Annotated in this window: 20 protein-coding genes; 8 read left to right on the top strand and 12 right to left on the bottom strand. The window is 66.0% G+C overall.

Going from position 1 to position 20729, the window contains the following annotated elements:
* Positions 1-2: 2 nt before the first annotated feature.
* Positions 3-572: a TetR/AcrR family transcriptional regulator gene (locus AC5P8D_RS04310; protein WP_049409782.1), complete on the bottom strand. Its 570-nt coding sequence runs from the start codon at positions 570-572 to the stop codon at positions 3-5.
* A gap of 169 nt (positions 573-741) precedes the next feature.
* On the opposite strand from AC5P8D_RS04310, the gene AC5P8D_RS04305 reads away from it, so the two are divergent.
* Both AC5P8D_RS04305 and AC5P8D_RS04300 read left to right on the top strand, forming a co-directional pair.
* Positions 742-1695, top strand: coding sequence for an alpha/beta fold hydrolase (locus AC5P8D_RS04305; protein ID WP_338713871.1), 954 nt, complete (start codon positions 742-744; stop codon positions 1693-1695).
* Positions 1696-1932: 237 nt separating this feature from the next.
* Positions 1933-2244 (top strand): hypothetical protein, encoded by a 312-nt coding sequence (locus AC5P8D_RS04300; protein WP_099560612.1) that lies wholly within the window; start codon positions 1933-1935, stop codon positions 2242-2244.
* A gap of 45 nt (positions 2245-2289) precedes the next feature.
* On the opposite strand, the gene AC5P8D_RS04295 is transcribed toward AC5P8D_RS04300, so the two are convergent.
* Together AC5P8D_RS04295 and AC5P8D_RS04290 are read right to left on the bottom strand one after the other, a co-directional pair.
* On the bottom strand, positions 2290-2589 hold the full coding sequence (locus AC5P8D_RS04295) for a hypothetical protein (protein WP_019336576.1): 300 nt from the start codon (positions 2587-2589) through the stop codon (positions 2290-2292).
* Positions 2590-3178: 589 nt separating this feature from the next.
* Positions 3179-3394 carry a hypothetical protein gene (locus tag AC5P8D_RS04290; RefSeq protein WP_495203105.1) on the bottom strand — a complete coding sequence of 72 codons (216 nt, stop codon included), beginning with the start codon at positions 3392-3394 and terminating at the stop codon, positions 3179-3181.
* Positions 3395-3490: 96 nt separating this feature from the next.
* Between AC5P8D_RS04290 and AC5P8D_RS04285 the strand changes: the two genes are divergently transcribed.
* Positions 3491-3829, top strand: coding sequence for a hypothetical protein (locus AC5P8D_RS04285; RefSeq protein ID WP_230080572.1), 339 nt, complete (start codon positions 3491-3493; stop codon positions 3827-3829).
* Here AC5P8D_RS04285 and AC5P8D_RS04280 read toward each other — a convergent pair.
* From AC5P8D_RS04280 to AC5P8D_RS04270, 3 genes are all read right to left on the bottom strand, one after another.
* Positions 3826-4146, bottom strand: a complete 321-nt coding sequence (locus tag AC5P8D_RS04280; protein WP_019336574.1) for a hypothetical protein — start codon at positions 4144-4146, stop codon at positions 3826-3828. The two genes, AC5P8D_RS04285 and AC5P8D_RS04280, sit on opposite strands and share 4 nt — an antisense overlap.
* A gap of 79 nt (positions 4147-4225) precedes the next feature.
* Positions 4226-6877 carry an excinuclease ABC subunit UvrA gene (locus tag AC5P8D_RS04275; protein ID WP_433896940.1) on the bottom strand — a complete coding sequence of 884 codons (2652 nt, stop codon included), beginning with the start codon at positions 6875-6877 and terminating at the stop codon, positions 4226-4228.
* 360 nt (positions 6878-7237) lie between these two features.
* A complete protein-coding gene (locus AC5P8D_RS04270; protein WP_231298714.1) occupies positions 7238-7480 on the bottom strand; it encodes a hypothetical protein in 243 nt (80 codons plus the stop codon).
* Between the two features lie 311 nt (positions 7481-7791).
* Here AC5P8D_RS04270 and AC5P8D_RS04265 point away from each other — a divergent pair, with 311 nt between their 5' ends.
* Entirely contained in the window at positions 7792-8184 is a 393-nt protein-coding gene (locus AC5P8D_RS04265; RefSeq protein WP_109814582.1) for a response regulator, read from the top strand.
* 124 nt (positions 8185-8308) lie between these two features.
* On the opposite strand, the gene AC5P8D_RS04260 is transcribed toward AC5P8D_RS04265, so the two are convergent.
* The 3 genes from AC5P8D_RS04260 to AC5P8D_RS04250 all read right to left on the bottom strand — a co-directional run bounded on the left by AC5P8D_RS04260 (position 8309) and on the right by AC5P8D_RS04250 (position 10512).
* Complete coding sequence (locus AC5P8D_RS04260; protein WP_329763480.1) at positions 8309-8719, bottom strand: Rap1a/Tai family immunity protein; 411 nt, start codon at positions 8717-8719, stop codon at positions 8309-8311.
* Positions 8720-8801: 82 nt separating this feature from the next.
* Positions 8802-9431: a hypothetical protein gene (locus AC5P8D_RS04255; RefSeq protein ID WP_248853484.1), complete on the bottom strand. Its 630-nt coding sequence runs from the start codon at positions 9429-9431 to the stop codon at positions 8802-8804.
* Positions 9432-9528: 97 nt separating this feature from the next.
* A complete protein-coding gene (locus tag AC5P8D_RS04250; protein WP_433896941.1) occupies positions 9529-10512 on the bottom strand; it encodes a LacI family DNA-binding transcriptional regulator in 984 nt (327 codons plus the stop codon).
* 157 nt (positions 10513-10669) lie between these two features.
* Between AC5P8D_RS04250 and ptsP the strand changes: the two genes are divergently transcribed.
* The 4 genes from ptsP (at position 10670) to AC5P8D_RS04230 (ending at position 17190) form a co-directional block, all read left to right on the top strand.
* Positions 10670-13180, top strand: coding sequence for a phosphoenolpyruvate--protein phosphotransferase (gene ptsP / locus AC5P8D_RS04245; RefSeq protein WP_495203104.1), 2511 nt, complete (start codon positions 10670-10672; stop codon positions 13178-13180).
* Positions 13177-14133, top strand: coding sequence for a 1-phosphofructokinase family hexose kinase (locus AC5P8D_RS04240; RefSeq protein ID WP_100445732.1), 957 nt, complete (start codon positions 13177-13179; stop codon positions 14131-14133). The genes ptsP and AC5P8D_RS04240 overlap by 4 nt, the downstream gene beginning before the upstream one ends.
* Positions 14134-14216: 83 nt before the next feature.
* The gene (locus AC5P8D_RS04235; protein ID WP_495203103.1) at positions 14217-15923 is read left to right on the top strand and encodes a PTS fructose transporter subunit IIC; all 1707 of its coding nucleotides are present in this window, start codon (positions 14217-14219) and stop codon (positions 15921-15923) included.
* 13 nt (positions 15924-15936) lie between these two features.
* Entirely contained in the window at positions 15937-17190 is a 1254-nt protein-coding gene (locus tag AC5P8D_RS04230) for a carbohydrate porin (RefSeq protein WP_495203102.1), read from the top strand.
* A 112-nt stretch (positions 17191-17302) separates the two neighbouring features.
* Here the strand turns inward: AC5P8D_RS04230 and AC5P8D_RS04225 are convergent, their stop codons facing one another.
* Genes AC5P8D_RS04225 through AC5P8D_RS04215 form a run of 3 tightly spaced genes read right to left on the bottom strand, consistent with a single transcriptional unit; the run spans position 17303 to position 20676 of the window.
* The gene (locus AC5P8D_RS04225; RefSeq protein WP_049455220.1) at positions 17303-18148 is read right to left on the bottom strand and encodes an aldose epimerase family protein; all 846 of its coding nucleotides are present in this window, start codon (positions 18146-18148) and stop codon (positions 17303-17305) included.
* Complete coding sequence (locus tag AC5P8D_RS04220; RefSeq protein ID WP_049455219.1) at positions 18138-19175, bottom strand: glycoside hydrolase family 43 protein; 1038 nt, start codon at positions 19173-19175, stop codon at positions 18138-18140. The genes AC5P8D_RS04225 and AC5P8D_RS04220 overlap by 11 nt, the downstream gene beginning before the upstream one ends.
* A gap of 16 nt (positions 19176-19191) precedes the next feature.
* The gene (locus AC5P8D_RS04215; RefSeq protein WP_495203101.1) at positions 19192-20676 is read right to left on the bottom strand and encodes an MFS transporter; all 1485 of its coding nucleotides are present in this window, start codon (positions 20674-20676) and stop codon (positions 19192-19194) included.
* Positions 20677-20729 lie beyond the last annotated feature (53 nt).

Below are 20729 nucleotides of genomic sequence, written 5' to 3'. Positions count from 1 at the left end.
CGCTAACGCTTGGCCTGTTCCAATAACAGCTTCGCGACATCCTTCGCGGTGTCTGCGGCGTCGTAATCACCCATCACGCGCGACAGGGTGATGGCGCCTTCCATCAGGACCAGCAGCTGACGGGCCAGGTCCGCCGGCTGCTCCACATCCAGTTGTTCGGTAAGTTCCAGCGTGTAATCGAGCAACTTCTGCTTGTGATTCCGCGCGATCTCCCGGATCGGATCGGCAGGGTCGCCGACCTCGCCCGCGGTATTGATGAACGCACAACCACGATAGCCCTCGGACTGGAACCAACCCTTGAGCACGGTGAACATGCCGAGGATGCGTGCTTCCGGGGTATCAGCCTTGTCGCACTCCTGCCGGAACCAGGCCAGCCAACGCACATCGCGCGCACTCAGCGCGGCAGCGGCCACGTCGTCCTTGTTCTCGAAGTGGCGGTAAATGCTCTTCCGCGCCACGCCGGAGGTCTTCACCAGCAGGTCCATGCCGGTGGCGTGGATCCCGTTCTGGTAGATCAGCGCCTCGGCCGTGGCCAGGATCTTCTGGTGGGTGTCGGCGGTGGCCTTGCTCATGGCCGCAAGGTAGAACGCACGTTCTACCTTGTCAACAGGCGATCCCGAGCGATTCGCGAGCGCACATCCGTGCAAGACGATCTATCAAGAAATCCGGACAGTTCATCACCCGAACGCCTGATTTCAGGCGCAAAGTACGCCTCACCACCCACCCATGAGAGTTCCCCGCATGAACACCTTCGCCCGTACCCTGGCCGTTGCCGCCCTCGCCCTCTCGGTCCAGGCCGGCCTGTCCGCGCAGGCCGCCGAACCGGCCAAGCCGGCGGCAGTCACCAGCATCGCGCGCACCGCCAGCTACATCACCACCGCCGATGGCGTGCAGTTGTACTACAAGGACTGGGGCCCGAAGGACGGCCCGGTCGTGACCTTCAGCCACGGCTGGCCGTTGAACTCGGACAGCTGGGAATCCCAGATGATCTTCCTGGCCGATCATGGCTACCGTGTCATCGCGCATGACCGTCGCGGCCACGGGCGTTCCAGCCAGCCGTGGGAAGGCAATGACATGGATCACTACGCCGATGACCTGGCCACGGTGATCAATACGCTGGACCTGCACGATGTCACCTTGGTGGGCTTCTCCACCGGTGGTGGCGAAGTGGCGCGCTACATCGGCCGGCATGGCACCGGGCGAGTGAAGAAGGCGGTGCTGATCAGCTCGGTACCGCCGTTCATGCTGAAGACCGCCGACAACCCGAACGGCCTGCCGATCGAAGTGTTCGACGGCATCCGCAAGGCACAGATGGATAACCGCGCGCAGCTCTACAAGGACATCCCGTCGGGCCCGTTCTACGGCTTCAACCGTCCGGGCGCGAAGGTCTCGCAGGGGCTGATCGATGCGTGGTGGGCGCAGGGCATGCAGGGCGGCCACAAGAACACCTACGATTCGATCGCTGCGTTCTCCGCCACCGATTTCCGCGCGGACCTGAAGAAGTTTGATGTGCCCACCCTGGTCATCCACGGCGACGACGACCAGATCGTGCCGATCGATATCTCAGGCCGCCAATCGGCAAGGCTCATCAAGGGCGCCAGGCTGATTGTCTACCCGGGTGCGCCGCACGGCCTGACCGACACCCACAAGGACAAGGTCAACCAGGATCTGCTGGCGTTCCTGCAGGAAAAGTGAGTGACCGGGGCTCTGTTGTGATGGCAGAGCCCTTCCTTCCCAGAAGCAGGGCTGGCACCGGAGAAGCGCCGGGTGCCGCGTCAGTGCACGATTGCGGCCGTGGGATTTCAGGCCAACGATGGAGCGCGTTCCGCACTTTGATGAAGGGTTAACCTCCAACGGAGGACACTGCACCCTCACGGCTCTTCTCCGGCGCAGAATCCTTTGCTCCCGTGTCCAGCCTTAGACGACACGGCCATGCATCCTCCCAATGCCTTCCGGATCCACGCGATCCAGCCCCTTCTTGCGCGCAATGGCGCAATCGTTCGCCTTGATCAGTTGCGATCTACCTGCAAGAGTTGCGGCCTGCGCTCGTCAATGAGCGAGAACGCCGGCATTCAGACAAGCCCATTGGGCACGACGCTCACTTGCCCCGCATGCGGTGCCACGGGGCTGATGGACGAGGTGGAGATATGGCACCACTGGCTCGAACAATGCCGCCGTGAACGGATGCTGGCGCTCTTTGATCCAAAGCCTGACGAACCTCTGGAACCAGACACTCCGGAATGACGAGCGCGTTCCGGGCGCTTGCGGACGCAGCGCCAGCTACGCGCCTCAACCGTCGCCCGGGTGCCGGCCCGCCAGGCTGCCCATCGTGAAGGCGTAGCCAGCTTCCTCCAGCAGCGTTCTCATGCGTAGCTCCACGCGCCTGGGTGAAAGCAGGCTGTTGGGCGCGTACAGGGCATAGACATAGCCGGCGCCGTCGATGATTTCGCGGCGCACGGCGCAGTCGCTGGATTCAGCTGCCTCGGACCAGACAGACATCAACCGGGCAGGACTGATGGACTGCCCGTTGCGAAGACGAAAGAACAGCCAGCGGACTCCCAGGGACGGGGCTGGATTCAACTTAGCCACTGCGAGCCTCCAATGCGCCGGAAAAGATCCCTGAGAACCTCAGGATCCAATCGTGGATGCTCGTCTTTTGAAGATCGCGGAAGGTCGATGCGCGTGGGACCCTTCACCAGTGCAGGCAGATCGGACTGAAGGTCGATCCACCATCCCGCGGGCAGACGGAGGCCCGTGCCCGTTCTATCGTAGATGCAGATCGTAAAATTCATCGCGTTGCTCCTGAATGACCCGAGCATACGCTTGCGCAATGTCAGGTCCGGATGCGACGCCTAGGGAGATGTCGCGTCGACGCGCTTTGCGCATTCGAATACGTGTGCTTCGTCCTGCTGGACCCTGCGGAATGATTCAAGCCAGCTGAATGCTGCGCCGCGATTGTGAATCATGTCGCCGAGCCTTCCGGTCAGGCATCGTGCGCATTCCATCCCGCCAGGGCTGGGTGCGTGGCAGCAACGGCATTGCGCCATCGTCGTGGTTCTCTCCGGACGACATTGGTACATGATCTTGGTCATCAGGCTGATCGCCTGGCTTTGCGAGGACATGCCCGCTCCCTGTCTACCGCGGAAGCAGCCGCGCGGCGCGCGGCTCCTCCTGTTCCTCAGCGGCGCGTATCGCCGCCGAGACCGCCCTTCTTTTCGTCCGCTGGCTTCGGGCTCTCGCGATCCTTGTTGTCCTGCTGCTGTTGCTGCCCTTGCTTGCCGGGCTCCTTCCCGCCAGGCTCGCTCCCCTCGACCTGCCCCTGCTGCGCGGGCTGTTCTGTTTCAGCGGAAGAGCTGGAGCGGTCGTTCCTGTTCTGTTCGGGGACGCTGTTCATTTCGATTCTCCGTCGCAGCAAGTCTGCTGCCAATTGACAGTGGGCCTGGCGCCGTTACGGGAGCGTACCGGGAAGCGCGCTGGATGAACGACTGTCATGAACAGGCTCCCGGCAACAAGCGTGTACAGTGAGGCTCCGAACGTGGGGAACACCATGATCCATGGAAGAAGCAAGCACATTGTGGACGTAGAGCGTGAACTGGCCCACTGGAAGGCCGCGTTCAACCTGGGCACCCTGCCCGCGATGAGCTTCCGATATGAAGTAGCGCCGGTTGTCCGGCTTGCCTGCGATATCTATGTGAGAGATCCGCACGGCACCCGGTCGGCATGGATCGACGATCTGCAGGACAGGCTTGCGAAGCGATCGAGCCTGCGCGGCCACCCTGGCGCAGCAGAGATTGCCGATCGGTGCTGGTCCCTGCTTGGCTGCGCTTAGGCGCGGCTGGCCGCGTGATTCCGCTCGCGCATCAACTCATCATTCAGTACGTGGACAATGGACATCACCGCGTCGGCAAGTCCACGAGAATCGCTGATGGATCCGTAGAAGTAGATCCTGGCGCCTTCAATGCGAACATCCGCCAGCTGGAGCTGGGACGCCAGGGCCCTGCACTTGATGAGGAACATCTCTGTCCAGCGAGCGCCGGGCGCCAGATCCAGCAGCGCGGTGATGGCCTCGTCGGTGGATGCGTCTACACGCTCATGCAACAACGGGACATCGAAGCCGACGATTCTTGGGAGCATGGAAGCGTTCACCTGACCATCCTCTCGCTGATGGGCGCTGCGAGTACTCCCACAGTACAACAGAATGCGTCCAGCCCCAGATGAGATGGCGTCAGCTGGCCTGCCCCAGCTCGCGCGCAAGGAACGGCGCCGTCCTGCTTCCCTTGGCGCGGGCCACCTGTTGCGGCGTGCCCTTCGCCACGATGGTGCCACCCGCGCCGCCTGCACCTGGCCCGACATCAATCACCCAGTCCGCCTGTGCGACAGAACGCATATCGTGCTCGATCATCACCACGGTGTTGCCAGCCTCAACCAGCCGTTGCAGCTGCGCCAGCAACCTGTCCGCGTCCGATGCATGCAGGCCGGTGGTGGGCTCATCCAGCACATACAGCGTGCGCCCGCGCTGGCTGCGCTGCAGCTCGGTCGCCAGCTTGATGCGCTGTGCCTCACCGCCTGAAAGCTCGGTGGCCGGCTGGCCCAGCCGCAGGTAGCCCAGACCGATTTCCTGCAGCAACTGCAGCGGGCGGGCAATGGCGTCTTCTTCGGCGAAGAACGCCTGCGCCTGGTCGACCGTCATCTGCAGGACCTCGGCGATGTTGCGGTCGTTCCACAACACCTTCAGCGTGGCCTCGTTGTAGCGGGCGCCATGGCAGGTCGGGCACGGCGCATAGACGCTTGGCATGAACAGCAGTTCGACACTGACGAAGCCCTCGCCTTCGCAGGTCTCGCACCGGCCCTTGGCCACGTTGAACGAGAAGCGTCCCGCATCGAAGCGACGGCGGCGCGCGTCTGGCGTTGCGGCGAACAGCTTGCGCACGTGGTCGAACAGGCCGGTGTAGGTGGCCAGGTTGGATCGTGGCGTGCGGCCGATGGGCTTCTGGTCGACCTGCACCACGCGTTGAATGGCGTCCACATCGCCGGCCAGCTGGCCCCGCGTCGCTTCCATCACGGTCGGCCCATCCGGGGGCGTGCTGTCGGCGCTGTCGTCCACGGGCTCGTGCCCCAGGTGCAGCAGCATCAGCTCGGGCAGCGCTTGTGCCATCAGGCTGGACTTGCCCGATCCGGAAATGCCGGTCACTGCTGTCAGCAGCCCCAGCGGCACCTGCGCGTCCACGCCCTGCAGGTTGTGGCGATGGATGCCCTTCAGTTCGAGCCAGCTGTTGGCACTGCGCTGCCGGCTGGCAGGCGCAGGCACCTGGTCGAACAGATACCGGGCCGTGCGCGAATCCTTTACCTGGCGCAGGCCATCGGGTTCGCCGCTGTAAAGCACGCGCCCTCCCCGCTCGCCGGCCTCCGGTCCCACGTCCACCAGCCACTGCGCGCGGCGCATCAGCTCCAGATCATGTTCAACAACGAACACTGAGTTACCGCCGTCGCGCAGCCGTTCCAGTGCGTCGTACAGCGCCTGGCTGTCGGCCGGATGCAGGCCGGCCGAGGGTTCGTCGAGCACGTACAGCACGCCAAACAGCAACGAGCTGAGCTGCGTGGCCAGCCGCAGGCGCTGCAGTTCGCCGGCCGACAGCGTGGGCGTGGCGCGATCAAGTGATAGATAGCCCAGGCCGAGCTCGCGCAGTTGCCGTACACGCGCCATGACCCCGCCCGCCAGGCGTTGTGCCGCCAGGCGCTTTTCCTCAGACAAGGCTGAGGTCAGGCGCACGTCGGGTGCGCCTTCGTGGGTCGCGCGGCCACTTGCTGCCCGCTTGGCGCGATCGCGGGGCGTTGCACGCCTGCTGGAACGCGCGCCGTGGCTGTGTGCACTGAAGTCGCCCCGCGCGATGGGCTCGAGCAACGCCGCCAGCTGGTCCAATGGCAGCCGCATGAACTCGCCGATATCCACACCGGCAAAGGTGACCGAAAGCGCCTCCGGCTTCAGGCGCTTTCCGTGGCAGGCGGGGCACAGCTTGCCTTCCATGTAGCGCGAAACACGCTTGCGCATCAAGGCGCTCTGGGTGTTGGCAAAGGTGTGCAGCACGTAACGGCGCGCGCCGGTATAGGTGCCCATGTAGCTGGGCTCCTGCTTGCGCTTGAGTGCGGTACGGGTCTCGGCCGGCGTGAAGCCGGCATAGACCGGCACGGTGGGCGTCTCCTCGGTGAACAGGATCCACTCACGGTCCTTCTTCGGCAGTTTCTTCCACGGCACATCGATGTCGTAGCCCAACGTGACCAGGATGTCGCGCAGGTTCTGGCCATGCCATGCCGGTGGCCAGGACGCGATGGCGCGCTCGCGGATGCTCAGCGACGGGTCCGGAACCATCAGTGCTTCAGTCACTTCGTAGACATACCCCAGGCCATGGCAGGTGCTGCAGGCGCCCTGTGGGGTGTTGGGCGAGAAGTCTTCGGCGTACAGCATGGGCTGGTGGGCCGGGTAGGCTCCCGCCCGCGAAAACATCATGCGCACCAGGCTGGACAGCGTGGTCACGCTGCCCACCGAGGAGCGCGCATTGCTGGCACCGCGCTGCTGCTGCAGGGCGACCGCCGGGGGCAGCCCGTCGATGGCATCCACATCGGGCACGCCCGCCTGGTCGATCAGGCGGCGCGCATAGGGTGCGACGGATTCGAAGTAGCGCCGCTGCGCCTCGGCGAAAACCGTGCCGAAGGCCAACGAGGACTTGCCGGATCCCGACACGCCGGAGAACACCACCAGTGCATTGCGCGGAATGGAGACATCGACATTCTTCAGGTTGTGCTCGCGCGCACCACGGACTTCGATGCAGCCGCTGGCTGCGGCAGCACATGACGACTCGCCATAGGGGGTGTTGGACATCTCGGTGTTCCTGAAGGCAGTGGGCCGGACGCGCATGGCTGCGTCCAGTGGGACATTCTCGCCGCTGGGGGGTGAAGGGTGTGAACTGAAGGCGTGCTCGGAAGGCGCAGCAGGCGTGTACTCGCGCCTTTCGTAAGGAGTGTGCGCAGCGTTTCTTCAGCAGCACGAAGGCCGGGCATTGCGGGATTGCGTCCTACGGCACCATTGCCGCGATGGCCAGGCAGCCGGGCTACAGGACGCCCTGCCGCTGCTGCTGGAGACGCTGGAAAAAGAAAAGGCGGCCGACGAGAACGTGCATCGCAGCAGGACGATGGGCGGACCGCCATCCACCAGCAACGCTGGGCCGGGCCCGGTCTGCAGTCAGGTCGTCATCGTGCCGGACAGTGCCGTGCCGGCGCTCGGGCGCTGGAGGCCGGCACCCGAGGCGAATGCACCTTCCGTCGCCATCAGTGCCTGGGCTACGCGATGTTGCGCGCGATGACCGCCGCCCTCAACCCCCACGACATACACGAAACGCCCATCGAACTTGGCCTGCGCGCCCTCCAGGGCGTCGTCAGCCTGCAGGACTCGCCTCAACGACTTCATCCACGTCCGTTCAGGCATGCGATCCAGCTCCACTACGATTGCAGCGCCGCCGCAGTCCAGTGGCATGCATTCGACACGCAGCACGCGCGGAGAGCGAGAGGCAGCGTCGGTTCCGGATAGCGGCATGACAGGAGCTCCAGTGTGGGGACGGCGGCAGTATCCATGGCACGTGCCAAGACGCTGTCAACGCACTCCAACCGGTCCTCCACGCCGCCTCCACGGTGCTGCCAGCGCGCTTCAAGGGCTTCGCATCGGGCTGACAACCCGCACGCATCACGTTGATGCAGCACAGCACAGACTGGGTTCCCGTCGCGACACAGGCTACACACATGCAATCCGGATTGAACCAGCGCAGATGCAACCTGCTGCTGGTGGAAGACCAGCTCGACCTGGCAGCACTGATGGAACACGCATTTGAAGACGCAGGCGACCAGGTGACACACGCGTACAGCGTGTTCGACGCGCTGGGACTGTTGGACACCCAGCGGTTCGACGGCGCCGTGCTGGATGTCGAACTCCGTGACGGCGTGGTGTTTCCCGTGGCTGATCGCCTGGCGGAGCTCGGCATCCCCTATCTGTTCGTCTCTGCCGTCTACAACCAGCTGGTGCCGCAGCGCCACCGCCGCGCAGCTTTCGTGGCCAAACCCTTCCACATCGATCAGTTGCGGGAGACCGTTCGACGCGTGGTGGGGGACGCCCGTACCGAGCCGTCCGCGCACTGATTGCACCGCTCCGGCTACAGACGGAACATGCAGTGTGGCCCGCGCGGATGCCGGCTGCCATGAGCGCATCGTGCCGCGCGCGTGTAGAGCACTCGTACAGTCGCCACGCGGGTGGCGGCCTGTGTCATCCATCTTTGCCGGGCTCGGCACTGCCATGCGGTGTCGTGCCGCCACCGCAAGGAAACGCCGCCCGCAGCCCTTCGACAACCAGAGGAGACGCATCCTGCTGCAATCGCTCGCGGGGCAGTTGCCGGAGATGGGAAGAAACACGATCCACCAGCTCATGTGGAAGGATCTGGCCCTGCCCACACCACTGGCCGCGGCTGGCATCGGCAACGCCCTGGATATAGGCGCTGGCGCGCGCGCTGGACAGGTTCCGGCACTGCTCGCCGTCGCAGAACCCATCAGCGCCTTTGCCCTGCAGCAGGGTGATGAGTTCGGCTCCACTGACAAGCCAGGTGCGTGCCGGTTGCGTTGTTCCGGCGAAGGCGTATCCAGCCAGGGCGCAGAGGCCAAATGCGAAGAGCCGACGCATGCGGCGGCGCACGTGGGGGGGGTGATGTCCTTTCATGTCGGGGCCCTTGGTGGTCGTCTCTGTGGGTTCCACGCGGCGTTGGTCAAAGTCGATCGAGCTGGTTGCGCGGATGAAACTCCGGGTCGTCCTGGGCTTCCAGCATGGCCTCCACCAATGTCTCGAAGGGCGCGGTCGCGGTATCCAGGTCCGTGGAAGGCAGGAAGCTGGAGTCCCCCTGGCCGACCAGCGCAATCGCGGCAACGGTCTCCCGCTCACCTTCCTCGGCCCATAGGTAGTCGTGGATCAGTACCACGCCCCGGTCGCCCGCCTTCAGGAAGTCGGCGGCGCCTCGTGCCACAGCGAGAAACGCGATGAGATCGTAGAGGCTTTCCGAATATGTCAGCGATCCTGCAACAAAATGCGTGCTGCTGTGGTCATAGGCGGCAACCCGGATATTTTCAGCCTGTGCAGATGCCAGGAAGGCGTTCAATGCGGCGCGATTGTCGGGGTAGCGAGCCAGCAGCGCCTGGCAGTCCGCGAGCAGGTGATCCAACGCCTCGTCGCTTGAAGAGGCCAGGTATTCGCCGTTGCCCAGGTGCCACTGGCCGGCGATGCATCGCCAGTCGGACCATCGGGATGCTGCGGGCATGGGCGCCGCCAGCCATCTGGAGAGATCTTCGTGGCACAACTGCAGGCGGAGCAGCGCTGAATAAGGCTCTGACAAGGCGAGCATCCATCGTGTCTGCGTGTACAGATGGCTTGTAACAGACAACGGCTGGCCCGCCAACACCCGGACGGCGCTCTCAGGGTCGCCGCAATCGGGCGTCCAACTATCGCGCAGCCGTCGACCCTCTGACCACGCACCGGCCCGTCATCACAAGTCGGCGCACCGGCAGCTCCGGCGTGCGCAGGCGTTCAAGCAGCATCGACATCGCGGCCCGCCCCATCTCCTCAACCGGTTGCTCAAGCACGGTGATGCCCGGCACGACCAGCTCGGTCCAGCGTTCGTTGTCGAAGCCGGCCAGTGCCAACGCGTCTGGAATCGCCAGCCCTGCGCCGCGGGCGGCTTTCAATGCCCCCATCAACAGCAGGCTGTTGCTGGTGACCAGTGCTTCGGGGCGCGATGGCGCGGCCAGCCACTGCTCGACTGTCGCGATGGCGGCCTCGGCCGTTGGCTCGACTTCGCGGTAATCCGGCTCCAACCCGTGCGTGCGCATCGCAGCAAGATAGCCGTCGCGGCGCTCGGCCGCCGTGGTGCTGGTGCTGCCGAACAGGCCGCCGATGCGGCGATAGCCACGCTCGACGAGATGCTCGACCAGGGCGCCCATCGCCGCGGGATTGTCCAGCACCACGCTGTCGATCGACCCGCTGGCCGCGGCGCGGTCCACCAGTACCGTCGGGAAGTCCAGCGCGAGCCGTTCCAGCCGCCCCACCGTGGTCCGTGTGGGCGCAAAGATCAGTCCACTGATGCGCTCCTCGTGCATCAACTGAAGATACAGCGCCTCGCGCTCGGGGTCTTCATCGGTGTTGCAGAGCGTGACGCGCAGGCCTTCGCGATAGGCGACCTCCTCCACCGCACGGATAAGCGCAGTGAAGAACGGGTTGCGGATATCCGCAACGATCAACCCGATGATGCCGGTGTGCCGGGAGCGCAGCCGTCTTGCCTGCAGGTTCGGCCGATAGCCGGTCTGGCGGATCGCCACCTCGACCCGGCCGCGAACCTCTTCGCTGACCGGGCCGCCCCCGAGCACCCGCGACACGGTGGACTTGGATACCCCCGCTACACGCGCGACGTCATTGATGCTGATACTCATTGGAAACGTTCCCGGAAAAGTGCGCCTGCCATGGCCCGGCGGCTGTTCAGGACAATTCTAACGCCAAAGAGCTATTGGCATTTTGTGCAGTGCACATTGAAATAGGCAGTGGGAACGTTCCCAATATGTCCAGCCATCCTTTTGCCGGAGCCGCCCTTTGTCGCCCCAGACCTTCCCCTCCCCCGTCAGCCGGGAACTGATCCGCCTGGACGCGCGGGCGCAGGACAAGACCGATGCGATCGCCCAGGTCGCGCAGATGCTGGTCGCGGCCGGCTGCGTGGCGCCGGGGTACGAGGCCAGCATGGGACGGCGCGAAGCGCTGGCCAACACCTTCCTCGGCCATGGTGTGGCAATCCCGCACGGGCTTGGCGAGGACCGCCATCTGGTGCGCCGCGATGGCATTGCCGTGCTGCAGTTGCCGGAAGGCGTGGAATGGAATCCGGGGCAGGTCACCCGTCTGGTGGTTGGCATCGCTGCCCAGTCCGATACCCACATTACCCTGCTGCGCCGCCTGACCCGGCTGATCCAGGATGAGGCCGCGCTGCAGCGGTTGTTCACCACCCCCGATGCGAGCGACATCGTCAATGCGCTGGCCAGTGATGTCGCGGTCACGGCAGCCCACGTGCCGGTGGCGGACCTGGCCGAGCGCTTCGACTGGACCATCGCTTACCCCAGTGGACTGCACGCGCGCCCGGCCACGCGCTGGGCAGAGACGGCGCGGGGTTTCACGGCCCGTGCGCAGGTGCGCGCGGGCGATCAGGTGGCCGATGCCAAGAGTCTGGTGGCGCTGCTGCAGCTCGGGCTTCGCGAGGGCGATGCCGTTAGTGTTTCTGCCGAGGGTGCCGATGCCCACGCCCTGCTGGCCGCACTGCGCAAGGTCATGGATGGGCTGGTGGCGCAGGAAAAGACCGATGCGGAGCGTGCAGCACAGCGAAAGGCAGCGCCGGTCGCGGGCTGGAGTCCACCCGAAGCGCAGGCGGCGATCGTCGGCATCGGCGCCAGCCCCGGACTGGCCATCGGACCGGTGCATGTACTGGCCAGCGCGCAGGCCGATGTTGCCGATCGCCCTGCCCCGCTCGGCGAGGGCGGCGCACGCCTGCAGGATGCACTCGGTCGCACCCGCCAGCAGCTGGCCGCACTGCAGGACGACACGCAGCGCCGCCTTGGCGCTTCGGATGCTGCGATCTTCAAGGCGCAGGCTGCGCTGCTTGACGACACCGACCTGATTACCCGCACCTGCCAGCTGATGGTTGAAGGTCATGGTGTCGCCTGGTCGTGGCACCAGGCCATCGAGCAGATCGCCTCCGGGCTGGCGGCGCTGGGCAATCCGGTGCTGGCCGGGCGCGCTGCCGACCTGCGCGATGTGGGTCGGCGCGTACTGGCGCAGCTTGACCCCTCTGCGGCCGGTGGCGGCCTGGCCGATCTGCCGGCGCAGCCGTGCATCCTGCTTGCCGCCGACCTGTCGCCCTCGGATACCGCCAACCTCGACACCACCCGCGTGCTCGGCCTCGCCACCGCACTGGGCGGTCCCACCTCACACACTGCAATCCTCTCGCGCACGCTCGGCCTGCCGGCGCTGGTTGCCGGTGGCGCCGAACTGCTGGCGATCCAGGCCGGCCGCGAGGCGATCATCGACGGCAGCAGCGGGCGGCTCTACCTGTCCCCCTCCGAGGCAGATCTTGCTTCGGCTCGCGCCTGGATCGCTGGGCAGCAGCAGATCCGCGCGCGAGAAGCGGCGCAACGTGCGCAGCCAGCGCAGACCACCGATGGCCATCGCATCGACATCGGCGCCAACGTGAACCTGCCCGAGCAGGTGCCATTGGCGCTGGAACAGGGCGCGGAAGGTGTCGGCCTGATGCGCACCGAATTCCTGTTCCTCGAACGCGGCAGCACGCCCAGCGAGGAGGAGCAGTACGCAACCTACATGGCGATGGCCAACGCGCTGGACGGCCGTCCGTTGATCGTGCGCGCGCTCGATATCGGTGGCGACAAGCAGGTCGCCCACCTGGAGCTGCCACACGAGGAAAACCCGTTCCTCGGCGTGCGCGGCGCGCGCCTGCTGCTGCGCCGCCCGGATCTTCTGGAACCGCAGCTGCGTGCGCTGTATCGCGCAGCCAAGGACGGTGCACGCCTGTCCATCATGTTCCCGATGATCACCTCGGTGCCCGAGCTGGTCGCTCTGCGCGCCATCTGCGAGCGCCTGCGCACCGAACTCGAGGCGCCCGACGTGCCGATCGGCATCATGATCGAAGTGCCGGCCGCTGCCGCCCAGAGCGATGTGCTTGCCCGCCACGCCGACTTCTTCTCGATAGGTACCAACGACCTGACCCAGTACGTGCTGGCGATCGACCGCCAGAATCCGGAGCTTGCCGCAGAGGCCGACAGCCTGCATCCGGCCGTGCTGCGCGCGATCCGCGCCACGGTGGAAGGCGCACGACTGCATGGGCGCTGGGTGGGAGTCTGTGGCGGGCTGGCCGGCGATCCGTTCGGCGCACTGCTGTTGGCCGGCCTGGGCGTGGACGAACTGTCGATGACCCCGAACGACATCCCGGCCGTGAAAGCACGCCTGCGTGGCAGCGCGCTGGCCGATCTGCGAACGCTGGCTGCGACGGCGCTGGACTGCGAAACCGCTGAGCAGGTGCGTGCCCTCGATGGAGCGCGCGCATGAGTTCCCGCGCCGTCACCATTACCCTGAACCCGGCAATCGACCAGACCGTGCGGCTGGCGAACCTGCAACCGGGTCACGTGCATCGCGCCCGCAGTTCCCGCGACGACGCCGGCGGCAAAGGCATCAACGTGGCCGCCTGCCTGGCAGACTGGGGCGTGCCGACCACTGCGCTGGGCGTGCTCGGCGATGGCAACGACGGCGTGTTCAGCGCACTGTTTTCCGATCGGGGCATCGCAGACGCGTGTCTGCGCGTTCCGGGCCGTACCCGCACCAACATCAAGCTGGTGGAAGACGCCAACGGCGAGACCACCGACATCAACCTGCCCGGCCTGTCACTGTGTGACGCCGATCTGGACGCGGTATCGCGCCGACTCGACGCACTGCTCCAGCCGGAGCTGCCAGTGGTGCTGTCCGGCAGCCTTCCGTCCGGGCTGCAAGCCGATGCATGGGCCCGACTGCAGGCGCAGGTGCGCGCCGCCGGCGCGCGCGTACTGCTGGATACCAGTGGCGACGCGCTTGCCGCGGCGTTGAGTGGTGCACAGGGTGCACTGCCCTACGCGGTCAAGCCCAACCGCCATGAGCTGGAGGCATGGGCCGGCACGCCGCTGCTGGATCGCAGCGCCCTGCGCGCCGCGGGCCGGGCCTTGGTCGAACGTGGAGTTGCACTCGTAGCGATCTCGATGGGCGCCGACGGCGCGCTGTTCATTGATCGCAGCGGCGCCCGGGTTGCACGGCCGGCGCGACTGGCGCAGGGAAGTACGGTCGGTGCCGGCGACGCCATGGTCGCCGGCATCGCCGCCGCCTTGTTGGAGCCCTCCCTCGACCTGACCGGTTGTGCGCGACTGGCCACGGCGTTCTCGATGAGCCGGCTGGAGAGTGGCGACGCGCGACGGCTGGACCCGGCGCAGGTGCGCGCGTGGACCGGCGATGTACTGATCGAGCGGTTGGATTGAAACCCCTGCAGAGGGGGCTGCGGCTGGCCTTGGGCCACCGATGGCCCCTGCAAGGACGAACCCGAAGAATTCCAGGAGTTGCCATGCAAGCTTCCATCGTAGTCATCGCCGCTGGCGAACGCAGCATCGAGGCCGTTCTTGCCGCCGAAGCGCTGCGCCGCGCCGCACGCCAGCAAAGGGTCGAATTGGCGATCGAAATCCGCAGCGATCAGGGCGTGACCGGGGCACTGCCCGGCGCGCAGGCTGCCGCCGCAACGCAGCTGCTGCTGGTGGGTGACGGCGAGGCGGACAGCGCCCGCTTCGGCAATGCCCAGATCGTGCGCGCCGGCCTCGGCGAAGTACTGGACGACCCGCTCGCCGTGCTGGCGCAGCTCGCCGCAGCATCGGCACTCCCTTCCAGGGATGACGCGGGCAAGCGCATCGTCGCCGTCACCTCCTGCCCGACCGGCATTGCCCACACGTTCATGGCGGCCGAAGGCCTGCAGCAGGCGGCCAAGGCACTGGGCCACGCTATCCGGGTGGAAACCCAGGGCTCGGTCGGCGCGCAGGACGCGTTGAGCGACGACGAAATCGCCGCCGCCGACCTGGTGCTGATCGCCGCCGACCGCGAAGTTGATCTGTCGCGCTTTGCTGGCAAACGCCTGTTCAAGAGCGGCACCAAGCCGGCGATCAATGACGGCCAGAACCTGATCCGCAAGGCGCTGGCCGAAGCTGGCGTGCAGACCGGCACGGTGGCTTCAGGTCGCACCACCGAGAAGGCCAGGGTGACCGGCCCCTACAAGCACCTGATGACCGGCGTGTCGTTCATGCTGCCGTTCGTCACTGCCGGCGGCCTGCTGATCGCACTGGCGTTCGCGCTCGGCGGCATCTATGCCTTCGACGATGCACACAAGGGCACGCTGGCCTGGTCGCTGTTCCAGATCGGCGCCAAGTCCGGCTTCATGCTGATGGTGCCGGCACTGGCCGGCTACATCGCCTACTCCATCGCCGATCGCCCGGGCATCGCCCCGGGCATGATCGGGGGATTGGTGGCAGTCAACATGGATGCGGGCTTCATCGGCGGTATCCTGGCCGGTTTCATCGCCGGCTACGGCGTGCATTGGATCAACCGTGCGCTGCGCCTGCCGCGCAGCCTGGAAGGCCTCAAGCCGGTGCTGATCCTGCCGGTGCTGGGCACGCTGCTGGCCGGCCTGTTGATGATGTATGTAATCGGTACGCCGGTGGCCGGGCTGCTGGCCTGGCTGACCGACTGGCTGCGCGGCATGCAAGGCAGCAGCGCGATCCTGCTTGGCCTGCTGCTGGGCGGCATGATGGCGGTGGACATGGGCGGACCCGTCAACAAGGCGTCCTACGCCTTCTCTACCGCATTGATTTCCAGCCAGGTCTACACGCCGATGGCGGCGACGATGATCGGCGGCATGACGCCGCCGCTGGGTATCGCACTGGCGACATGGCTGTTCAGCAACCGCTTCACTGCCGAGGAGCGTGGCACGGCCGGTGCCGCTGGCGTGCTTGGCCTCAGTTTCGTGACCGAAGGCGCGATCCCCTACGCCGCGCGTGATCCGCTGCGCACCATTCCGGCGCTGATCCTTGGTTCTGCCGTGGCCGGCGCGATCTCGATGGCCGCAGGCGTCGAACTGAAGGTGCCGCACGGCGGCGTGTTCGTGCTACCGATCCCGAACGCGGTCACCCACCTTGGCATCTACCTGCTGGCACTCGTGGCCGGCGTGGCCGTCACCGCGGTCGCGCTGCGCGTGCTCAAGAAGCCGGTCACGGCTCGCACCCTGTAAAAGGAACTCGCCCATGACCTCCCCTTCCCGCCGCCTGCTGCCGACAGTGATCCTGCTGGCCCTGCCATCACTGGCCGCAGCCGCCGACGCGAGCGACCTCTTCGCTCCGAAGCTCACCTACACCGGCGAAGCAGCCGCCACGCTCGACGGTGGCAAGCGCAGCGGCACGGCCTATGCCGGCCAGCTGATGTTCGGTGCCGACGTGGACCTGGACGCTGCGTTTGGCTGGCGAGGCGCGACGATCAAGGCCTACGGCATCAATCGTCATGGCACCAACCTCGCCAACAGCAGCACGGGCAACAGCACCTCGGTGCAGGAAATCTACGGTGGCCAGGGCACGCGCCTGGCCAACCTGACGCTGGAGCAGAAACTGCTGGACGACCGGCTGGTGCTTGAGGCGGGACGCAGCGTCGCCAACATCCATCATCTCGGTTCGGAGCTGTGCCAGTACTTCCAAGGCAACTCGGCCTGCGGCAACCCGACCTACGTATTCCGTACCAGCAACTTCACCTGGTGGCCGGTATCGAGCTGGATGGCTGATGCCACGGCATGGGTGACGCCGGATGTCTACGTACGCGTCGGCGCGTACCAGGTCGACCCGAGCCAGGCCGAAGATGGCCAGCACGGTCTGAAATGGAGCACGAACCAGGCCACCGGGTGGATCGTGCCCTACACGATCGGCTGGCGCAGCCCAGCGTCGGCGCGCTTGAAGGCTCGCTACGAACTGGGTGGCTGGCAGGACAACTCGACCTACCGCGACCCGCTGCGCGATGCCAACGGCATCCCGGCGCTGCTCAGTGGTCAGGAATACGCAACACGTCACGGTCGCTCCGGCGCGTTCGCCCGCTTCGAGCAGCAGCTCAGCAGTGATGGCAGCGGCCGTGGCCTGACCCTTTTCGGTGCGGCGCTCAAGGGCACCTCCGGCCAGTTGATCGAGGATCATTTCCTGCAGGCCGGGCTGGTGCAGAAAGGCACGTTCGCCCGGCGGCCGCAGGACAGCATCGCTTTCGTCGTGACCCAGCAGAAGTACAGCAGCATGGCGCTGGAAGACCTGCGCCTCGCCCGCGCCGCAGCCGGTGGCAGCGGCACCCCGCACGGGAGCCAGGTGATGATGGAGCTGAGCTATGGCATCCAGCTCACCCCGCAGCTTCGTGTTGCACCGAACCTGCACTACATCGTGCACCCCGACCAGTTCAATGAGCCCGCACGCCAGCACGACCTGCCGGATGCGCTGATCGCGGGCATGCGGATCGACTGGAACCTGTAGGAAATGTCAGGTGGTCCTGGGCGCGGCCCGTGTCAGGCACCGGGTCCACGGCCGGTCCAGGCGGCGTACCGACCGTCCGGCACCCGGATGATCGCCTGCCCTGGCCGGGGTTTCAGGTGCTGTCCGCCGCCCACGCCAGGTCGAACGTCAACGCGAGGCGCTGGCCGGGCTCCAGCCGGTGCGGCGCCAGCGTGAAGCCGTCCGGCGGACCGCTCTGCGGCTCGACACAGGTGGCGTGCGGCGTGCCGTCGTAGACCACCCAATGGTCGTGGTCCGAGCGCAGCCGCAGGCGCTGGCCTTCGCGTATCAGCGTGATGTCGCTGTCGGCGATGAAGCAGTCATCCCAGGGACCGGTAGTGGGATCCACACAGGGCAGCGTGGCAATACCTTCCTCGTCCCGCGGGTACATCGCACGAGGCGTGAACAGCAGCCGGTCCGGCTTCCGGAACCAGGGATGCCAGCCCAGCACCGCCGGCATCGCCTGCTCGCCGGCCTGGACCGAAAGGCGCATCTGCAGGGTGTGGGCCTGCAGCTGCAGGTCCAGCATGGCAATGCCACCGAAGGGCCAGTAGCCGTCGTGCGGCAACGCCAGCGCCAACCTGGCTGTCGCCGCATCCAGCCGGTCGATCTGCCACGGTCGCGAGAAGCCCAACCCATGAATGGCATGCCCGTCGAAGTTGAGCGGCAGCCGATGCGGCCTGCCATCAAAGCGGAACGTTCCATGGCGGATGCGCCCGGCCCAGGGCACCATCGGGTAGCAGCCCCAGGCGATCGCAGCCGCCCCGCCCTCCTGCGCATCCACCAGCCACTCCACGCCCTGGTAACGCAGGTGCGCCACGCGCCCGCCCGCCCCTGCGGCGAGCGCAACCTCCAGTTCGCCGCATCTCAGCCAGTGCAGTTCACCGGCCGGCAGCGGGGCCAGCGCATCATCCACCGGCAGCATGCGCTCAGGCCCCATACGGATTGATCGTGCGGATGCTTCCGTCCGGCTCCATGTGCAGCGGCGTGCACTTGGCCGAGCGCAGGTGGGTGATGCCGCCGGACATCAGCGCATCGTGATAGAACAGGTACCACTGCCCTTCGAACTGGCAGATGGAGTGGTGGGTGGTCCAGCCCACGACGGGGGTGAGGATCACGCCAGCGTAGGTGAACGGGCCATACGGGCTGTCGCCGATGGCGTAGCACAGCTGGTGGGTGTTGCCAGTGGAGTACGACAGATAGTAGCGACCCTGGTACCTGTGCAGCCACGGGCCTTCGAAGAAGCGGCGCGCATGGTCGTCCGCACGCAGCGGCTGGCCATGCTCATCCAGGATCTGCACTTCGCGGGTGGGTTCGGCCAGCTCGGTCATGCAGGCGTCCAGGCGGCCCACGCGCGGCCCCAGGGCCGGCGCGCTGCCCTCGGGTTCCTCGTGGGCCTCGCTGTACTGGTTGTCACGATACTTCTGCAGCTGCCCGCCCCAGATGCCGCCGAAGTACAGGTAGTGGCTGCCATCCTCGTCTTCGAACACGGCCGGGTCGATCGAGTACGCGCCCTTGATCGGCTCCGGCTGGGGCACGAACGGGCCCTCCGGCCGCGTACCGATCGCCACGCCAATGCGGAATCGGCCCTCGGCGTCCTTGGCCGGGAAGTACAGGTAGTAGTGGCCATCGCGGCAGGCGGCATCGGGGGCCCACATCTGTTTCCGCGCCCAGGGCACGTCGCGCACGTGCAGCGCCATGCCGCAATCCATGGCCGCGCTATCGGGCGTATCCATCTTCAGCACATGGTAATCCTGCATGCCGAAATGGCCACCTTCGTCGTCGAATGGCTGGCCACCGTCGATGTCGTGCGAGGGATAGATGTACAGGCGCCCCTCGAACACGTGCGCCGAAGGGTCGGCGGTGTAGATGTGGGTCACCAGCGGTTGCGAAATGGCGTGTGCGGTGAGCTGCGCAAGACGGGCTTTGCTGGCCTGGCCGTCTTCGCCGGCATGGAGGTCGATCATGGTTGTCATCTTGGCGTTACGCGGAGGCGTCGGCGGAACGTCGACGCAGGTGGAGGTCCTGCTCGATGCGGGTTTCGGTGCGCTTGTCGATCCTGTAGAAGAACAGCAGCGCCACGGCGAGCAGGAAAGGAAGGGAGCAGTAGACGCTTACGGTCAAGCGGATGCCCTGCACCACGCCCTCAGGCTGTTGCGCCAGTCCTGCCTGGTAGCCGTAGTGGGCAAGGATCGCGGCGACCAGCGCGCCTCCGACGCTGAGGCCGATCTTCAGCCCGCACAACATCGCCGAGAAGATGATCGCCGTTGCCCTTCGATGGTTCTTCCACTCCGAGTAGTCCGCGACGTCGGCGATCATCGCCCACAGCAACGGGATGGTGATGCCATAGCAGAAGCCATGCAGCATGAAGGCTGCGAACGCCACCGCCACCGCCGTCGGGGGGAACAGGTAGAAGGCCAGCAGGAACAGGGTCGAGACAAACAGGGCGCCACCGAAGACATCGCGCTTGCCGAAGCGATCCGCCAGCCGCCGTGATGCGCCGATACCCAGGATCATGCAGAGGATGCCGCACGCGTTGAACAGGCTGAACGCCGAGGTGGCCGCATCCTTCGGCCAGGTGAACGCCGCGAAACCGGCGCTGGCCAGGGCGCCATTCAATGCACTGATCAGGCCGTTGAAGCCTGAGTTTTCCAGGAAGCCGGCCAGCGCCGCTTCGCTCATGTAGTACTGGAAGTAATAGATGTAGGTGCCGCCTTTCAACGCCAGGTTGATGAACACCAGCACGGTCAGCGCCAGCATCACCTGCCACGGGCGGTTGTGCAGCAGGTCCGACAGGTCCTGCACTATGCCGCCGGTCTGCTCGCGCGTCGGCACGATGCGCTCGCGGGTGGTGGCGAAGGTGATCAGGAAGAACACCGTGCCGATCAGTGCGAAGGCGGTCATGACCTGTTCAAAGCCGCGCACCCGGTCGCCATTGCCCAGGATCAGCACCAGCGGCATCAGCAGCACCTGGATGATGAACTGCGCGATCATCACGGCCACGAAGCGGTAGGCCGACAGGCTGTTGCGCTGGGCCATGCTGCCGGTCAGCACGCCGCTCAACGCGGAGTACGGCAGGTTGTTCGCGGCGTAAACGCAGACCAGCAGCGCGTAGGTGGCCAGTGCATAGATCACCTTTCCGCGCTCGCCCAGGTCGGGGGTGCTGAACGCCAGCAGTGACAGTACGCCAAAGGGAATGGCCGTCCACAGGATCCACGGGCGGAAGCGGCCCCAGCGGGTGGACGTTCGGTCAGCCGCGATGCCGATCAACGGCGTGAACACGAACGCACCCAGCAGGCCGACCACGAAGATGAGCGTGGCCGCGGTGGCAGCTGGCAGGCGGTAGACGTCGGTGTAGAAGAATGCCAGGTACGTGATCAGGGTCTGGAAGATCAGGTTGGCGGCGAGATCGCCCAGGCTGTAGCCGAGCTTCTCGCGTACCGATAGCGCGTGTTCAGTGCTTGCCATGCAGCGGACATCCTTGAAAAGGAATCTGGTCGAAGGGGAATCGATGCCGGCGG

The sequence above is a fragment of the Stenotrophomonas sp. YJH_SMC_101-4 genome (genome assembly GCF_059370395.1).
Note: the sequence above shows the minus strand (reverse complement) of the source record. Positions and strands in the feature narration are given on the sequence as shown.

Bases quoted from the DNA above. Each gene is read 5' to 3' on its own strand.
- AC5P8D_RS04310 (WP_049409782.1), bottom strand. From the start codon at position 572: ATGAGCAAGGCCACCGCCGACACCCACCAGAAGATCCTGGCCACGGCC.
- AC5P8D_RS04305 (WP_338713871.1), top strand. From the start codon at position 742: ATGAACACCTTCGCCCGTACCCTGGCCGTTGCCGCCCTCGCCCTCTCG.
- AC5P8D_RS04300 (WP_099560612.1), top strand. From the start codon at position 1,933: ATGCATCCTCCCAATGCCTTCCGGATCCACGCGATCCAGCCCCTTCTT.
- AC5P8D_RS04290 (WP_495203105.1), bottom strand. From the start codon at position 3,394: ATGAACAGCGTCCCCGAACAGAACAGGAACGACCGCTCCAGCTCTTCC.
- AC5P8D_RS04285 (WP_230080572.1), top strand. From the start codon at position 3,491: ATGAACAGGCTCCCGGCAACAAGCGTGTACAGTGAGGCTCCGAACGTG.
- AC5P8D_RS04275 (WP_433896940.1), bottom strand. From the start codon at position 6,877: ATGTCCAACACCCCCTATGGCGAGTCGTCATGTGCTGCCGCAGCCAGC.
- AC5P8D_RS04270 (WP_231298714.1), bottom strand. From the start codon at position 7,480: ATGCCTGAACGGACGTGGATGAAGTCGTTGAGGCGAGTCCTGCAGGCT.
- AC5P8D_RS04265 (WP_109814582.1), top strand. From the start codon at position 7,792: ATGCAATCCGGATTGAACCAGCGCAGATGCAACCTGCTGCTGGTGGAA.
- AC5P8D_RS04260 (WP_329763480.1), bottom strand. From the start codon at position 8,719: ATGCGTCGGCTCTTCGCATTTGGCCTCTGCGCCCTGGCTGGATACGCC.
- AC5P8D_RS04255 (WP_248853484.1), bottom strand. From the start codon at position 9,431: ATGCTCGCCTTGTCAGAGCCTTATTCAGCGCTGCTCCGCCTGCAGTTG.
- AC5P8D_RS04250 (WP_433896941.1), bottom strand. From the start codon at position 10,512: ATGAGTATCAGCATCAATGACGTCGCGCGTGTAGCGGGGGTATCCAAG.
- AC5P8D_RS04240 (WP_100445732.1), top strand. From the start codon at position 13,177: ATGAGTTCCCGCGCCGTCACCATTACCCTGAACCCGGCAATCGACCAG.
- AC5P8D_RS04235 (WP_495203103.1), top strand. From the start codon at position 14,217: ATGCAAGCTTCCATCGTAGTCATCGCCGCTGGCGAACGCAGCATCGAG.
- AC5P8D_RS04230 (WP_495203102.1), top strand. From the start codon at position 15,937: ATGACCTCCCCTTCCCGCCGCCTGCTGCCGACAGTGATCCTGCTGGCC.
- AC5P8D_RS04225 (WP_049455220.1), bottom strand. From the start codon at position 18,148: ATGGGGCCTGAGCGCATGCTGCCGGTGGATGATGCGCTGGCCCCGCTG.
- AC5P8D_RS04220 (WP_049455219.1), bottom strand. From the start codon at position 19,175: ATGATCGACCTCCATGCCGGCGAAGACGGCCAGGCCAGCAAAGCCCGT.
- AC5P8D_RS04215 (WP_495203101.1), bottom strand. From the start codon at position 20,676: ATGGCAAGCACTGAACACGCGCTATCGGTACGCGAGAAGCTCGGCTAC.